General features: G+C 65.1%; 9 protein-coding genes and 1 other RNA gene. 8 read left to right on the top strand and 2 right to left on the bottom strand.

The annotated features are described in order from the left end of the window. The first annotated feature begins 165 nt into the window (after positions 1 to 165). Positions 166 to 3012, top strand: coding sequence for a PD-(D/E)XK nuclease family protein (locus tag JHD73_RS01625; RefSeq protein ID WP_199027041.1), 2847 nt, complete (start codon positions 166 to 168; stop codon positions 3010 to 3012). Further along, positions 3009 to 6521, top strand: a complete 3513-nt coding sequence (locus JHD73_RS01620; protein WP_199027039.1) for an exodeoxyribonuclease V subunit beta — start codon at positions 3009 to 3011, stop codon at positions 6519 to 6521. Before JHD73_RS01625 ends, JHD73_RS01620 begins: the two co-directional genes overlap by 4 nt. Positions 6522 to 6574: 53 nt before the next feature. On the opposite strand, the gene ffs is transcribed toward JHD73_RS01620, so the two are convergent. Continuing rightward, positions 6575 to 6673, bottom strand: an RNA gene (gene ffs, locus JHD73_RS01615) — signal recognition particle sRNA small type. A 126-nt stretch (positions 6674 to 6799) separates the two neighbouring features. Here ffs and JHD73_RS01610 point away from each other — a divergent pair. The 4 genes from JHD73_RS01610 (at position 6800) to recR (ending at position 10375) form a co-directional block, all read left to right on the top strand. Continuing rightward, positions 6800 to 9004, top strand: coding sequence for a DNA polymerase III subunit gamma/tau (locus tag JHD73_RS01610; RefSeq protein ID WP_199027037.1), 2205 nt, complete (start codon positions 6800 to 6802; stop codon positions 9002 to 9004). A 79-nt stretch (positions 9005 to 9083) separates the two neighbouring features. After that, complete coding sequence (locus tag JHD73_RS01605; RefSeq protein ID WP_199027035.1) at positions 9084 to 9431, top strand: YbaB/EbfC family nucleoid-associated protein; 348 nt, start codon at positions 9084 to 9086, stop codon at positions 9429 to 9431. 24 nt (positions 9432 to 9455) lie between these two features. After that, a complete protein-coding gene (locus JHD73_RS01600; protein WP_199027033.1) occupies positions 9456 to 9755 on the top strand; it encodes an antibiotic biosynthesis monooxygenase in 300 nt (99 codons plus the stop codon). After that, positions 9752 to 10375, top strand: coding sequence for a recombination mediator RecR (gene recR / locus JHD73_RS01595; protein WP_199027031.1), 624 nt, complete (start codon positions 9752 to 9754; stop codon positions 10373 to 10375). Before JHD73_RS01600 ends, recR begins: the two co-directional genes overlap by 4 nt. A gap of 15 nt (positions 10376 to 10390) precedes the next feature. On the opposite strand, the gene JHD73_RS01590 is transcribed toward recR, so the two are convergent. After that, positions 10391 to 11707 (bottom strand): carbohydrate porin, encoded by a 1317-nt coding sequence (locus tag JHD73_RS01590; RefSeq protein WP_233176742.1) that lies wholly within the window; start codon positions 11705 to 11707, stop codon positions 10391 to 10393. A 241-nt stretch (positions 11708 to 11948) separates the two neighbouring features. Here JHD73_RS01590 and JHD73_RS01585 point away from each other — a divergent pair, with 241 nt between their 5' ends. Together JHD73_RS01585 and JHD73_RS01580 are read left to right on the top strand one after the other, a co-directional pair. Continuing rightward, on the top strand, positions 11949 to 12863 hold the full coding sequence (locus JHD73_RS01585) for a LysR substrate-binding domain-containing protein (RefSeq protein ID WP_199027027.1): 915 nt from the start codon (positions 11949 to 11951) through the stop codon (positions 12861 to 12863). 22 nt (positions 12864 to 12885) lie between these two features. Continuing rightward, positions 12886 to 13962, top strand: a 1077-nt coding sequence (locus JHD73_RS01580; protein WP_199027026.1) for a CaiB/BaiF CoA-transferase family protein, incomplete at its 3' end; no start/stop codon positions are given.

The following is a 13962-nucleotide window of genomic DNA, read 5'->3' as shown; positions in this document are numbered from 1 at the left end:
TGCGCCGAACCCATACATTACACGATTACGCGGACAGACGTGCATTGGGGCCACTGCCAGCGCGGATGCTGCTGATATAGTACCGGCGCCCCCATTTTCAACCGTTGATTGTCGCTATCACGCTGATAGCCACGGCCGCAGTTCATCGCCCATTTCCCTCGCTGCATGCAGACGCTTGCCTTTGCGCCCGGTCCAGCATTTCTCTCACGCGCTGCCGATGCGACGTGGCGCTTCCTGGACGCGCACGCGCAATCGTCCGGCGCCGGTACGGTCGTCGTACCGACTGCCGCGCAAATCCCGGGTGTGCGCAGCGCCCTCCATGCCAGTGCGCAGGCGTCTGGCATGCCACGTCTGCTGCCGCGCATTCTGACGCTTGGCCACTGGCTGCTTGATCTGCCACCAGAGCCGGGTTTCCCTGCTGCACGTACCACGCTCTCGCGGTTGCTTGCTGTGCAGCAGGCGCTCAAGACGCAAGCGTGGCTGCGCGAAGCGCTCGGTGCCCAGGACGATGCGGCGCTGTGGGGGGTGGCGCAGGTGATGGTCACCGTGTCAGACGAGCTGTCGCAGCGGTGGCTCACGCTGGATGCGGCCGACAGCGATGCGCAAGAGCGCCCCGATGCGCTGGAAGCGGCGCTGGCCGAAGCGCTGGAGCGCACGTACGCACAGTTGTCCGAGCGCTTTCTTGGCACGGAATCGCGCATCGTTCTGACGTTCTGGCGGTTGCTGTCGGGTGCGGCTGACCCCATTCCGGTGCGGCTGCATGCCATGCGGCGTCTGCTGGAGGCATTGCAGGGGCCGATGGTCTGGATGAGTCCGACCGACCCTGAAGCCGTTGATCTTGATTTCCTTCAGCGCGCAGCTGAACGCGTGCCCGTGCTGGCGATTGGTTACGACTGGAACGCGCCCGAGGTGGTGTCATCCGGCAGTCCGGCCACGCATGCCGATTTTCGCGATCTGCTGCTGCATGCCTGGCCCGAGTGCGCCACGCCGGCACAGGCGGCGCACGAGGATTCCGACGCTGGGCTTCCCGCGCCTGTCCTACGCATCGCCGGCGCGGCGCGGTTTGAGGATGAGGCTGCCTTTGCTGCGCACACGCTGGTCGATTGGCTGAATGCGGGGCGGCGCTCGCTGGCGCTGGTGGCGCAGGACCGCATCGTCGCGCGGCGTGTGCGGGCGTTGTTGGCGCGCGTGAACGTGCCCGTGCGCGATGAAACCGGCTGGAAACTTTCCACAACACGCGCCGCCGCCGCGCTGATGCGCTGGGTGGATGTTGTGCAGGGTGACGGCGATACCGCTGCGTTGCTTGACCTCATCAAGAGCCCGTTCTGTTTGCGCGACTCAGATGTCGGCACCGCCACGCCTGTTTGGGTTGCAGAGCTGGAGCGCCGCATCCGCAGGCACAACGTGTCGGGTGGATGGGGGCGTCTGCGCCGCCTGGTGGCCGATCGCCCTGCCGAAGAGGCCAGTGGCGAGCCGCAGGTCAGTCGCTTGGCTGACCGCCTGGGCCTGCTGGCAGACGAAGCTGCGCTGTGGCGCCGCGCTGGCACCGCCACGCTCGAAGCGTGGGTCACGCTGCTGGCCGGCACGCTTGACCGCCTGCACATGCGCACTGGTTTGCAGAACGATGATGCGGGGCGCCAGCTGCTCGACTGGATTGACCGGCTGCGTGCGTCCGTACATGGCAGTACGGATGCCGTTGCGCGCTTCTCACTCACGGAATGGCGCGCGCTGCTGTCGATGCTGCTCGAATCCGCTGTCTTCAGCGAGCCCGCACCACCGGCGGACCGGCGTGTCGTCATCCTGCCGCTGAACGGTGCCCGCATGCGGCGTTTCGACGGCGTGGTGGTGGTCGGTTGCGACGACGCGCAATTGCCATCCGCGCAGCCGGAATGGCTGTTCTTCTCAAACGATGTGCGTCGCGAGCTGGGCTTGCCGGACCGCGCACAACGTTTCGCTCAGCAGGCGCGTGACTTGGCGGAGGTGCTGCTCAATCAGCCCGAAGTTGTGCTCACCTGGCAGCGCCACGGGGGGCGCGGAGAACCCAACCGCCTCTCCGGTTGGCTTGAGCGTTTGCAGCGACGGCTGGCCGTGGCAGGTGTGCGGATCGACATGCCGGTTGTTCTACCGAACCTGCAGACCCATCGTCAGTCAACCGATATGCCCGCGCCGGCCGCACCCGCGCTGGTGCCATCCACACTCAGTGCTGCGGCTTACAACAGCCTGCGCCGCTGCCCGTACCAATTCTTCGTCGGCCGCATGCTGAAGCTGGGTGAGCTGGAAGAGGTGTCCGACGAGCTGGAGAAGCGCGACGTCGGCGAGGTCCTGCACACGATCCTGCACCGCTTTCATCGGCACTTGCTGGACGCGCCGATGCACGACTCGGCTGATCGCCAGGCGCTGCTGCAGACCATCACCGACGAGCAATTTGGCCCGATGTTGGCCGAGGACGGCAACGCGTTGCGCTTCTATCGCCGCTGGCAGGCGGTGATGCCGTCGTACCTGGCGTGGCAGGCCGCGCGCGAGGCGGAGGGCTGGCACTTTGAAGCGGGTGAGGTCGATGTCGATACGTCGATCACGTTACCGGATGAGCGTCCGCTGCGCCTGCGCGGCCGCATCGACCGCATCGACGTGCATCGCGAACACGGCGTAGCGGTGCTGGACTACAAGACACAATCGCCCATGGTGCTGGTGCGTCGCGCCAAGACGCCGTTCGAAGATTGCCAGTTGCCGTTCTACGGTGTGCTCGATGCGCGTGCTGATGCGGGTGGCTGGGTCTCGCTCGACGGCGAGGCGCGCGGTGATAAACGCGACGTCGCGTTGCCGGACTTCAAGCAAGTGGTGGATTGGCTGCTCGAACAGATGGAGAAAGACATGACCGCCCTGGCGGCTGGCGCGCCATTGCCGGCCTTTGGCGACGAATCGGCGTGCCGCTATTGCGCAGCACGTGGCCTGTGCCGCAAGGGGTACTGGACCACAGGCGCGCCAAGTGAGCCGACGCAGGGGCAGGCATGAGTGACTTCGCCTACGAGCGCGATGGTGCCCCGGTCACGCCAGAAGATTTCTCGCGTGCCGCGTGTGATCCGCTGCGCTCGGTCGTGGTGGAGGCCTGTGCGGGTAGCGGCAAGACGTGGCTGCTGGTCACGCGCATGCTGCGCCTGCTGTTGGCCGGTGCCGCACCATCCGACATCCTTGCCATCACCTTCACGCGCAAGGCAGCCGAAGAGATGCGTCAGCGCTTGCTGGACATCCTCGCGCAACTGGCGAGCGCGGACGACGAAGGCGTTGTGCGTGAACTGATCGCCCGCACGGTCGACGAGCGCGATGCTCCTGCGCTGATCGATGCGGCACGCGGGTTGTATGCGCGCGTGCTGGAATCGCCGCAGCGCATGGCGATCGACACGTTCCACGGTTGGTTCGGTTCGTTGCTGCGCGGGGCGCCGCTGTCATCTGGCGTGCCGCAGGGGGCGTCGCTGCGCGAAGATGCCGGGCGGCTGCGCCGCGAAGCCTGGGCGCCGTTCTGGCGTGGCCTGCTGGCGGAAGATCACGCCGAGTTGCGCGCTGTGTACGAAACGCTTGCGGACTTGGTGGGGGACTTTCAGGCTGGGCGATTGCTTGACGCCATGTTCCATCAGCGCAGCGACTGGTGGGCCTACAAGGCGCAAGCTGGCGAGCATCCGCTGAACCCGCTCGATGATTTGCTTGGCGACGATGCACATACCGATCCGCTGATCGAAGCGTTGCAAAACGAAACCTTGCTGGCCGACATGCTGCGCATATCCGGCTGGCTGGGGCAGGGCGGTGCCGCCGAAAGCAAGCGTGCGACGCAGATTGAAACGGCGGTCACGTCTGCACGTTCGATCGATACATCGGATGCATCCGCGCGCAGGCTGGCCTTCGACGACCTGTTTGGCGCGTTCCACACGCAAACCGGCAAGGCGCGCGCCTGCAAGCCGACCAAGGCGCTCATCAAGGCGATTGGCGACGAGCAGGCGCTCACCTTGGTTGCCCTGCATGCCACCCTGTGTGAGGCGCTGACTGTCTATCAGGCACGTCGCCAGGAAATGCATGTGCGCGCCGTCAACGCCGCGCTGTTCACCTTGGGCGATGCACTCATCGATCGCTATCAAGCCTACAAGCGTCAGGCACGTGCGATGGACTTCACCGACCTGGAATGGGAGGCCGCCCGCCTGATGCAGGACGAGGACACGGCAGCCTATCTGCAGGTGCGGCTCGACGCGCGCTACAAGCACCTGCTGCTCGACGAGTTTCAGGATACAAATCCGATGCAGTGGCGCATTCTGCAAGGCTGGCTCGCCGGCTACGCAGGTACGGGCACGCAACCGAGCGTGTTCCTGGTGGGGGATCCGAAGCAATCGATCTATCGTTTTCGCCGCGCGGATGCGCGCCTGTTCGATGCTGCGCGCGAGATGCTCGTAGCGGATTTCAGCGCTACTGTATTGCGCACCAATCGGACACGCCGCAATGCACCAGCCGTGCTGGAGTGGGTGAACGCCGTGTTCCTGCAGGCGCGCGCGCGCGGTGACTATCCAATCTATGCGGCGCAAAGCACGGCAGTCAGCGCGCCCATCGGGCAGGCGTTGCTGCTGCCGTTGGTGCCCGTGCCTGAAGCGGCAGAGGTCGATGAGGCCGCACCACGCGACACGCTCACCGAACCACGCGAAGAGGCGGGTGACTCCCAACGCTACGACGAAGGCCGGCAAGTGGCCGCATGCCTGCGCGCGCTGCACGCTGGAGAGCGCGTCCGCGAGAACGGCATCGAACGCCCCGTGCGCTGGAGCGATTTCCAACTGCTCGTTCGGCGCAAGCGCTATCTGGCCGACTATGAACGGGCGCTGCGCGACGGCGATGTGCCGTATGTGAGCCCGCGCAGGGGCGGCCTGCTGGCAACGCTTGAAGCGCTGGATCTGTGTGCGCTGCTGGACTTCTTGATGACGCCGCAAGCCGATCTGTCGCTCGCGCACGTGTTGCGAAGTCCGATCTTTGCGGCAACCGACCAAGACTTGATCCTGCTCGCGCAGTCCGCCGACGGTACGTGGTGGGAGCGCCTGAGCGTGCTGGCACAGCAAGCCGAGACCGTCCCAGCGTTGAGGCACGCGCATCGTATGCTGTCACGCTGGCTGGCAGTGGCGCCCACGTTGCCGGTGCACGATCTGCTCGACCACATCGTCTACACCGGCGAGCTTAAACGCCGCTACGCCGAATGCGCCCCCGCCGCCAATTGCGAACAGGTGCTCGCCAACCTGGATGCGTTCCTCAAGCTCGCGCTCGACCTGGACGGCGGTCGCTACCCGAGCCTGCCCAAGTTCATGGCCGAACTGCGTGCCATCCGCCAGGGCGATGAAGACGAAAGCCCCGACGAAGGTATGCAGAGCGATGCTGCAGAGACGCCTGACGCCATCGACGCCGAACTTGCAAGCGAAGGTCTGGACGTCGCGCAGATTCTGACCGTGCACGCATCGAAGGGGTTGGAGGCACCGTTCGTGGTGCTGCTCGACACCCACCATAGCGACACGCGCGCCGACAGTGCCGGCATCCTGATCGACTGGCCGCCAGGAGCCGAAGCGCCCGCGCATTTCTCCGCCTTTGGCAAGACGGCTGAACGCGGCCGTGCGCGCGATCCGCTGTTCAAGCAGGAAGACGACCTTGCCGCGCGCGAGAACTGGAATTTGCTGTACGTGGCAATGACGCGCGCACGGCAGGCGCTGATCGTCTCCGGCGTGGCCAATAAGCGCGACGCATCTGCCGCACAGGCGACCGACGAAGGTGACGTGCCGGAGGTGGATGGCGACGCAAGCTGGTACACATTGCTGGCAACGGCGGGTGTTGCTTCACCCGCGCCGGTGCTTGAGGCTGCCGCTAGTACGGATGTCTTCGCTGCTGAGGCCGAGGTCGTCTCGTACCACGATTTCCGCGCACCCCTTACGGTAACGGTGCGCGTCGGCGCTGCCATGGCACAGGCAGAAGGTGCTGCCGATCCTGTGTTCGATCAGGGCGCTGTCGCGCAGGGCGAACTGCTGCACGCCGTACTGGAGCGCCTGACGCGCCGCGGCATACCCGAACAGGTACCGGACGCGGCAACCATCGCGCGCTGGTTTGGCTCGACCGGTGTGACCGAAACCGATGCCGCCCGCGCTGCTGAAGCCGTGCGCCGCATGCTGGCCGCCAAAGCCCTGTCACACGTATTCGATCCCGCGCACTTCGATGTCGCCCACAATGAAATCGAACTCTTCAGCCCCGACGGTGCTCTGCTGCGCATCGACCGCCTGATCGAGCGCGGTGATGACATCCTCGTGGTGGACTACAAGCTGCGTCTCTTGCCGGTCGAGCGTGCTGCCTATGCCGACCAGTTGCGCGGCTATGTGGCCGCCGTCACACCGATGTACCCGGGCCGCACGGTGCGCGCTGGTGTAGCAACCGCGCAGGGGGAATGGATCGATCTGGAATCGCTACCCAAGCCGGCAAAGTCGTCACATGACGATAGCCAAGGCGCGCTGTTCTGACGCGGGCGACACAAGCAAACAGGGGAGGGGCAATGCAGAAGGGAAAAGAGAAGGGGGACGAGCCTGACCCTCGGCACTGGCGGAAAACGGCTGTGGCTGCTTCGTTCCCGACCTGACCAGGTTGACCGCGCCACCATGCGAGGAGGCCCGTCCGACCGGCATTGTAACCGACTCGCGCATCCTCACCGGAATATCCTTGCAATTCACTCGGCGCGCACCATGTTCGAACCCTTGGAAAGCCCGTCGGAAATCCACCTCGCTTTGCTACAATCCGCCGCATGAGTTATCAAGTGCTCGCCCGCAAGTGGCGCCCTCGCGATTTCACCACGCTCGTCGGTCAGGAGCATGTGGTGCGCGCGCTCACGCATGCGCTCGAACAGCAGCGTCTGCACCATGCTTATCTCTTCACGGGGACGCGCGGTGTTGGCAAGACCACGCTGTCGCGCATTCTCGCCAAATCGCTCAACTGCGTCGGTGCAGACGGGCAGGGCGGTATCACCGCGCAGCCGTGCGGCGTGTGCCGTGCCTGTACTGAGATCGATGCCGGGCGTTTTGTCGATTACATCGAGATGGATGCGGCGTCCAATCGCGGTGTCGACGAGATGGCCCAACTGCTCGACCGCGCGGTCTATGCGCCGACAGTCGGCCGCTTCAAGGTCTACATGATCGACGAAGTGCACATGCTGACCAACCACGCCTTCAACGCGATGCTGAAGACGCTGGAAGAGCCGCCCGAGCACGTCAAGTTCATTCTCGCGACCACTGATCCGCAGAAGATTCCGGTGACGGTGCTGTCGCGCTGCCTGCAGTTCAACCTCAAGCAGATGCCGCCGGGGCACATCGTGTCGCACCTGGAGCGCATCCTCGGTGAAGAGCACGTCGCCCACGAAGTGAATGCACTGCGCCTGCTGGCTGCCGCCGCGCAGGGTTCGATGCGCGATGCGCTGTCGCTCACGGACCAGGCCATCGCCTACAGTGCTGGCGAGGTGAGCGAAGCTGCGGTGCGCGGCATGCTTGGTGCGATTGACCAAAGCTACCTCGTGCGCCTGCTTGATGCGCTGGCCGACGAGAGCGGCGCGGGGCTCATCGAGATTGCTGACGAGATGGCGGGGCGCAGCCTGAGCTTCTCGGGTGCGCTGCAGGATCTGGCGTCGTTGCTTCAGAAGATTGCACTGGCGCAAGTCGTGCCGGCCGCCGTGCAGGACGATTGGCCCGAAGCGGATGATGTACGCCGACTGGCTGAGCGCTTCGACGCGCAGTCGGTGCAACTGTTCTATCAGTTCGCCAACCTTGGCCGCAATGAGCTGGCCCTGGCACCCGACGAATACGCTGGCTTTACGATGACGTTGCTGCGCATGCTGGCGTTCCAGCCTGGGCAGTCGGGTGGGGATGCGACGCCGCCCTCGGGTGGTGACGGTAAGCGGATCGTGTCATCGCCGTCGGCGGGCGTGCCGGCTGCATCCCCGCGTCCGACCATGGCGGCGAGTGCACCCGCGGTGGCGCCGGTCGCGCAGACGACGCCTGCGGCGCGTCCGGAGCCGGTGGTTGAGGCGCCGCGCGCGACGTATCAAGTTACCCCGCCGGCATCAGCGGCAGCGGTTGAAACGCCAGTCCCAGCGTCCGTCAGTGCGCCAGCGCGCCGTTCGCCGGCCATGGAGGCATTGGCTGCTGCTCGTCAGGCATCGAGCCGTGGTCGTGGCGGCGCTTCAGCACCAGCCGCTACGCCAGTGGCTGTTCCTGCGCCAGCGCCAGTCGCGCGTCCTGTTGCCGCCGCGGGGCCGCGCCCGAATCCAGTGGCTGCACCTGCGTCGCCACCGCCGCGCCGTGGGCCGCAGGCTGCATCGGCGGCTTCGCCCGACGATGGCCCGCCGCCGTGGGATGAAATGCCCGGCGAGTTTGCCTCGCCGTCGCTGGAAGAGATCGATGCTGCGTTCGCGGGCTGGGATTCGGCTTCGAGCGCGCGTCCTGATGCTTCTGCGCCCGTTGCGCGTTCTGCGCCGGTCGAATCACCCGCCGCCCCACCGGCCCCGGTGCAAGCCAAGCCTGTTGCGCCGGAGCCCGTAGCTGCCGCCACGCCGCCCGACCTGAGTGCAAGCAGCCTCACCACGTTTGATGGGGATTGGCCCAAGCTCGCGGCAGGCCTGCCGATACGTGGTCTGGCCCAGCAGCTTGCGCACCAGAGCGAACTGGTGGCAGTGGAGGGCGTCACCGTGCGTTTGCGCGTACCACTGCCAGCATTGACCGAAGCCGGTGTCGTGGAGCGGCTGGAAGCTGCACTGACGGAGCACTTCGGTACGCCTATACGCGTGGCGTGCGACATCGGTGCTGCACGTACGACAGCCGCTGCTGCCGATGCGGAGCTACGTGCCCAACGCCAGCGTGATGCTGAAGACGCCATTGCGTCCAACCCGTTTGTACAGGCGCTGGTGCGTGACTTTGCCGCACAGGTTGTCCCGGGTTCGATCCAGCCGCACGCACACTGAGCACGCATTCCCAAATTGAACACTGGCGCGCTCAATCAAGCGGCGCGCCTCGTATGACCCATTGCAAGGAGCAACAACCATGATGAAAGGCCAGATCGCCGGGCTGATGAAGCAAGCCCAGCAGATGCAGGAAAACATGAAGAAGGCGCAGGAACAACTTGCCCAGATTGAGGTTGAAGGCGTGTCTGGCGCTGGCCTCGTGAAGGTGGTGATGACCTGCAAGAACGACGTGAAGCGCGTGTCGATCGACCCGAGCCTGGTGGCCGAAGGCGAAGACAAGGAGTTGCTGGAAGACCTGGTTGCCGCCGCATTCAACGACGCCGTGCGCAAAGCCGAGGCGACCACGCAAGAGAAGATGGGCTCACTGACGTCGGGTTTGGGTGGCATGGCAAGCATGCTGCCGCCGGGCTTCAAGCTGCCGTTCTAAGGCCACACCGATCGGGATCGCGCCATGGTGCTGGAATCTGCGCTACTGCACGTCAAGCCTGGCCAGGAAGCCGCCTTCGAGGCGGCTTTTGGCGAGGCCCGCCACATCATCGGTGCGATGCAGGGCTTTATTTCGCTGACGCTGTCTCGCTGTGTGGAGGCGCCTAGCGATTACCTGCTGCTGGTGCAGTGGCAGACGCTGGAAGACCACACCGTTGGTTTCCGGCAGTCGGCTGAGTATCAGCGCTGGCGCGCACTGTTGCATCACTTCTACGATCCGATGCCGGAAGTGCTGCACCACACGCTGGTTTGGGAGCAGGCATGACGCGTAGCGGCCAGGGCACGCCATCGGCGCTGCAGATGTTGGTCGAGGCCCTGCGCGTGCTGCCGGGCGTGGGCCCCAAGTCTGCGCAGCGCATGGCGTACTACCTGTTGCAGCATGATCGCGATGGTGCCGAACGTCTGGCGCAAGCGCTGAGCGAAGCCACCGAATCGATCCAACACTGCAGCCGCTGCAACACCTTTACCGAGCAGGAAGTCTGCGAAACCTGCCTGGACTCGCGCCGTGATGCGTCCGTGCTGTGCGTGGTGGAAACGCCCGCTGATCAGATGATGATCGAGCAGACGCTCACGTATCGCGGGCAGTATTTCGTGCTGATGGGGCGGCTCTCGCCGCTGGACAACATCGGCCCCAAGGAAATTCACCTCGAACGCCTGCTGGCCCGCGCGACCGATCCTGCGCTGGGTGGGCCGTGCGCCGAGGTCATCCTCGCGACCAACTTCACCAGCGAGGGCGAGGCCACCGCACACTACATCGGCGAGATGCTCAAGGCGCGCGGCATCAAGGCAACGCGCCTGGCACGCGGTGTGCCGGTGGGCGGCGAACTGGAGTATGTCGATGCGGGCACCATCGCCCGCGCGGTGCTGGATCGGCGCCAGCTCTGATCTTCCAAAGCGTTTCTAGAACTCGGCGTGGATGCGTGCACCCACGATGGATACCGGGCCGCGATCACGGTTGTATGCGGGGTGGACGACGTACTGATAGTTCAGGCCCAGCGTCAGGTGCTTGATGACGGCTACGTTGTAGTACAGCTCGGCAATGCGCTCGGTGCCGTAGTTCAGCGCGCCGTCGCCGATCAGCACGCCCATGCCGCCGGCTGCAAAGTATTGGCGTGCCGCGCCTGACAGGCCATTCACCACCACAGCCGCGCCAAACGTGTCGTTCGGGCGTCCCCAGTGCGTGCCCTTGAGCGAGAGCCCGGCCGATACCGACTGGTTGATGTCGGTGAATTCGAACGTCTCCTTGCTGCCGTCGTTCATGCTGGCGCGGGCAAAGATGCCCAGGTTGTCGGTGACTTCCTGCTCGATGTTCAACGCGATACCAGGGCGCCAGGCGAGTCGCCGCACGAGGCCGGTGTCCGGCGTGTTGCCGGTCTGCTGGGCGAGGTTCACCGCATCGCCATAGCCGCCCATCTTGCCCCGTGTCGCAAAGGCGAGCAGCTTGACCTTGCCAGGCCGGCCGAACCAGTTTTGGCGCGCCTCGAACTCGCCCACCCACTGATACTGCTTCCACGTCGTGTCGATCGTGACGCTGTTGGGCTCCTTCGACAGCGCGAAGAGGCCGCCGCGCAGCGTCCACCACGACTGCGTCCATTCCACCGCCAGACCGTGCGTGTAACCCCAGGCGTCGGCGGCGTAGTCGAATGCGCCGGCGTCGACCACAGCCCAGTTCAGGAAGTCGCCGCGCGGATCGTGCGCATAGGTGTTCGTGTCGAAGATGTCGACCACCGAGAACTTGCCAACCGTGATGGTCAGGTTATTGGCGGAGTGGCTGCCCGCGAGCTGGTTGGGCCCCGACTCAATGGCCTGTTGTTCGCCTCCCAGGTCGATCACTTGCCGCAGGAATAGCCGGGGCAGCTTGTGATAGGGGGCATTCTTGCCGACCTTGTAGGCCTCGGCACTGGAGAAGCCCGCCAGGCCCACGGTATTGCTCAAGCCGAAACCCTGGTCGATTTCCGGGTTTCCATACAGCTCGGCGCCCTTCCACAGGCGCAGGCCCAGGTAGAGCGTGACGTCGGTCGTTTCCTTGTTGTTATTGTCGGCCGTCAGGCTGTTGGTGCCGCTGTATGGCGAGTGGAACGATGGGTGCCACTGCGTCACATTGGTGACCTGCCCGTGAATGTTCCAGCGTTCTGGCTCGGGGATGTCCGTGTTGGGCGTGTCGGCGTCCGCTGCCAGGGCAATCCCCTGCAGGCCGAGTGCCAGCATGACGGCCATGAGGGCCCGCCGGGCGGTGCCGGCGCGCTTGGCGCGGTGGGAAAGAAAACGGGATGCGAGGCGAAGAGACGACGATGGCATGGGCGCAACAGAGAGGGCAGCCGCTAGAATTCCAAGGCTGTGCGCTCGGAATAGGCAAAAACCCGGCGATAGTAAACGCCGTGCTATGACCAACCGGTGAAAACTGGACCGTTTGCACGAACCTGTCGCATTTCTCCAACTCCGCCGGATGGCCTCTACGATGAACCTTGCCCGCTTCGATCTCGTCACCCTCGGCCTGTTTGTGGCGGTGGCCCGGCTGGGCAGCATTTCTGCCGGGGCGCGGCAATCACACCTGGCGGTGGCTGCGGCAAGCAAGCGGATTTCCGACCTCGAAGCCGCTGTGGGCGCACCGCTGCTGTATCGCCATGCTGCGGGCGTGGAGCTGACTGAGGCCGGCCAGGCATGCTTTCGCCATGCCGTGGGCATTCTGCAGGACGTCGAGCGCATGGCTGGTGCCCTGTCAGATTTTGCCGCCGGTACACGCGGGCTGGTGCGGGTATGGGCCAATACCTCGTCGATCACGCAGTTCCTGGCCGATGATCTGGCTGCTTTCATGCTGGCCAATCCGGCCATCCGCATCGCGCTGGAGGAGCAGGACAGCGGCGATATCGTCGCCGCACTGCGTGAGAACCGCGCGGACCTTGGTATCTTCGCTGCCGGCACGCCATGCGATGGGCTGCAATCGTTCGATTACCGCGAGGACGATCTCGCCCTTGTCACACCGCGCAGCCACCCGCTGGCAGGCCGCAAGCAGGTGAGTTTTGCCGATGCGGTGGAGTTCGATTTCGTCAGCCTGCCGCCCGGTACATCGCTGGCAGCGCAACTGTTGGAGGAGAGTCAGCGCCTGAGCAAGCCGCTGCGCTTACGCATCCAGGTGCGCAGCTTCGAGGCGGTCTGCCGCATGGTGGCCTCGGGCCTGGGTGTGGGGGTGCTGCCGCGTATTGCCGCACAGGGGCACGTGTCGAGCTTGCCGGGCGCAGGTCTCGCACTGGTCCCGCTGCAAGACGAGTGGGCGCATCGGCGCCTGCTGGTGGGCGTGCGCGACCCGGATGCACTCACCAGTTCTGCGCGCCTGCTGATGACGCATCTGCTCGGCAATCCCGCCGCACTCTGAATTCAACGTTTTCTATACGACCATGCCGACACAGGTTTTGCAGAACATCCGTGTGCTTGAGCTCGGGCAATTGATTGCCGGGCCGTTTGCCGCCAAGACGCTTGCCGATTTCGGTGCGCAGGTCATCAAGATCGAGCCACCGGGGCAGGGTGATCCGCTACGCAAATGGCGAATGCTGCATGAGGGCACCTCGGTCTGGTGGGAGGCGCAGTCGCGCAACAAGCAGTCTGTTTGCGTGGACTTGCGTGTGCCCGAGGGCCAGGAGGTCGTGCGCAAGCTCGCCGCCGAGGCCGACGTGCTCATCGAAAATTTCCGCCCTGGCACGATGGAGAAGTGGGGCCTGTCGTACGAGGCGCTGTCGGCCATCAACCCAAAGCTCATCTTGCTGCGCGTATCGGGCTATGGTCAGACCGGCCCCAAGCGCGACGAGCCGGGGTTTGCAGCGATTGCCGAGGCGATGGCCGGCTTGCGCTACCTGACCGGTGAGCCGGGGCGCCCGCCTGCGCGTGCGGGTCTGTCGTTGGGCGACACGATTGCCGGGTTGCACGGCGCGCTGGGCGTGCTGCTCGCGCTGTATGAACGCGATGCGCGCGGCGGCAAGGGGCAGGTGATCGACGTGGCGTTGTATGAGTCGGTCTTCAACCTGACGGAGAGTCTGCTGCCGGAATACTCGGTATTCGGCGCCATTCGCCGGCCGGCCGGCGGGGCATTGCCGGGCATTGCGCCATCCAACGCGTACCGCTGCGCGGGCGGCGAATACGTCTTGATTGCCGCGAACGGTGACAACATCTTCCGCCGCCTGATGCAGCGCATGGGCCGGCCGGACCTGGCCGATGATCCAGGTCTTGCGCGCAACGATGGCCGCGCCGCCCGCGTGGATGAGATCGATGCCGCCATCAACGCGTGGACGGGTGCGCTTCCCATCGCGGAGGTTCTGGCTGCGCTGCAAGAGGCCGAGGTGCCTAGCGGTCCGATCTACACCATCGCCGATATTGCTGCCGACCCGCATTACCGCGCGCGCGGTGTCATCGAGACCGTGCGTGCGCAATCAGGCATCGATGTGGAGATGCCGGGCGTGGTACCCAAGCTTTCCGGCACG

The sequence above is a fragment of the Ralstonia sp. ASV6 genome, from assembly GCF_016429285.1.
Taxonomy (GTDB): Bacteria; Pseudomonadota; Gammaproteobacteria; order Burkholderiales; family Burkholderiaceae; genus Ralstonia; species Ralstonia flaminis.
The sequence above is the reverse complement of the archived record's forward strand: the minus strand, read 5'-3'. Positions and strand labels throughout refer to the sequence as shown.

Bases quoted from the DNA above. Each gene is read 5' to 3' on its own strand.
- JHD73_RS01605 (WP_199027035.1), top strand. From the start codon at position 9,084: ATGATGAAAGGCCAGATCGCCGGGCTGATGAAGCAAGCCCAGCAGATG.
- JHD73_RS01620 (WP_199027039.1), top strand. From the start codon at position 3,009: ATGAGTGACTTCGCCTACGAGCGCGATGGTGCCCCGGTCACGCCAGAA.
- JHD73_RS01625 (WP_199027041.1), top strand. From the start codon at position 166: ATGCAGACGCTTGCCTTTGCGCCCGGTCCAGCATTTCTCTCACGCGCT.
- JHD73_RS01590 (WP_233176742.1), bottom strand. From the start codon at position 11,707: ATGGCCGTCATGCTGGCACTCGGCCTGCAGGGGATTGCCCTGGCAGCG.
- JHD73_RS01600 (WP_199027033.1), top strand. From the start codon at position 9,456: ATGGTGCTGGAATCTGCGCTACTGCACGTCAAGCCTGGCCAGGAAGCC.
- JHD73_RS01585 (WP_199027027.1), top strand. From the start codon at position 11,949: ATGAACCTTGCCCGCTTCGATCTCGTCACCCTCGGCCTGTTTGTGGCG.
- JHD73_RS01610 (WP_199027037.1), top strand. From the start codon at position 6,800: ATGAGTTATCAAGTGCTCGCCCGCAAGTGGCGCCCTCGCGATTTCACC.
- recR (WP_199027031.1), top strand. From the start codon at position 9,752: ATGACGCGTAGCGGCCAGGGCACGCCATCGGCGCTGCAGATGTTGGTC.